The sequence below is a fragment of the Streptomyces sp. NRRL WC-3549 genome, assembly GCF_000721935.1.
GTDB lineage: Bacteria > Actinomycetota > Actinomycetes > Streptomycetales > Streptomycetaceae > Streptomyces.
In genome coordinates this window covers 40,452-42,160 of record NZ_KL585415.1, presented here as the reverse complement: position 1 = coordinate 42,160, position 1,709 = coordinate 40,452, and the positions used below count along the sequence as shown (strand labels likewise).

Here is a 1,709-nt window from a genome sequence, read left to right as displayed (position 1 = left end):
CTGCCGCGGGCGGGTAGCGGCAGAGCACATCGACGAGTACCGGCGTTGCACGCCGCCTCGATCTTTCCATCAGGGCGTCCACAATCGCGGTGTCTCCGCCCGCCTTCAACCCTCCGATGTGTGCAGCGCTCGCGGAGGCTCGCAAGATATGGCCGACCTGGCCGGCCTGGGCGATGGGATGCAGGTATGCAGCCGACGCGGCGTCACCGGCGCATCGAGCGGCCAGTCGTGCGGCTTCGGAGGGGGCGGACCGGGCGGCTCGATGGGCTTCGAGGGAAGTGACGCGCTGCAATTTCGTCCTGTCGGCACCGTTGATGAACGCCCAGGCAGCGTCGATCGCCGCACGCGGGCGGGGGTCATCGGGAACAGCCTGCTCATAGACCAATAGGACGTCTTCCGCGTGCCGGACCACGTAATGCGCGACGACGCGCAACTCACCCATCGTCAGGTCGAAGTCTCCGGACACGGTGCGCGTGCTCTTTGCCATGGTTCTGCAGCGTATCCTTGAGCACCCGGTGGACACACACGATGCCGCAGACAGTAGGGCGTTGGCTACGAGAAGGCCTCGGAACGGTCTCCCGCCAACGCCCCATCAGTAGCCCGCCAGGCCGACGAAAACTTGGCGCCGTTTGTCGTTCCGCGGTCCCGAGCGCTGCCAGTTGCTCCGGGCGCGAACTCACGTCAGTCAGCGAACCTGCCCGGCCAAGAGGGCGAACCCGTTGTGGAGCCGCTGACTGACTGGGGTGCGGTCTCCGGCGGTGACGGTACCCGCCTACCGGGGCTCCACTGCGCCTGGCGGGGGCCCTATGTCTTTGGTCAAGGTGGTCGGATGGCGCTGCGGCCGTCATGAGCGATGACGTGCCTGTCCGAGAGTCGGAGGATCGGGCGGCTGCGGCGGGTTGGGGTGCGTAGGAGGTCCTGTCGCGGAGCATCGCGAACAGGACACCGGCCCTCGGGCGGGCGAGGCAGAGCAGGGCCTGGGCGCGTGGGCGCATGCCCCGGGCACTCTTCTTGGGGCACGGAGGGGGCGATCGCCCCGTGGCTGGTGTGTGGTCACGGGTACGGACGACCTGCATCTGCGGCCCGAGAGCCCGAGAGCCCGAGAGCCCGAACGATGATCGTCGGTCCCGGGGCCGGCCCCTCCTCCACCCCCTACCGCAGTGGTACGTCCACATCGGCTCCCCGGTATGTCGCCTGAGGCACTGCCGAACACGCACCCTCAGTTCGTCGGCAGAAGACGACCGTGAAAGGGCGGAAGATGAGGTTACGCAACGGCAAGCGGCGAAGGGCGGACTCCGACCGGGGGCTCCGGCGGCCACACCCCATGTCGCCGTCGAACTGTGCGGCGTCCGGCGGCAGCACGGGTCGCGCATCCGGCACCGTACACGCACTCGCGGGCGTCGACCTCACCCTCCCTCGGGGCACGTTCAGCTCGCTCATGGGCCCCCTCCGGGTCCGGCAGGTCCACCTTCCTCCGGTGCGTCACCGGGCTCGACCAGCGGCCACGAACTGGGCGCGGCATGACGTCGGCTCCCCTCGTACGGTCCGCAGAGAACGGGACAACCCCGGCGGCGGGGCGGGGCCGTCACGCTCGTCACCATCGGAGCGCTCACGGGCGCAGCACTGCGCCGGGCGCCCGAAGTCCCCGCGGTGACGGCGGCGGCGTCCGTCGTGCCGGCTCCGGCCGGGCTCTGTCTCTTATACACATC

1 protein-coding gene and 1 pseudogene are annotated in these 1,709 nt (G+C 69.6%); one reads left to right on the top strand and one right to left on the bottom strand.

All coding sequences use genetic code 11. The annotated features are described in order from the left end of the window. Positions 1-487, bottom strand: a 487-nt coding sequence (locus IH13_RS0122945) for a putative immunity protein (protein ID WP_031087345.1), incomplete at its 3' end; no start/stop codon positions are given. Positions 488-1,258: 771 nt separating this feature from the next. On the opposite strand from IH13_RS0122945, the pseudogene IH13_RS44835 reads away from it, so the two are divergent. After that, positions 1,259-1,514 (top strand): annotated as a pseudogene (locus IH13_RS44835) (ATP-binding cassette domain-containing protein); the annotation flags it as partial. Positions 1,515-1,709: the final 195 nt, after the last annotated feature.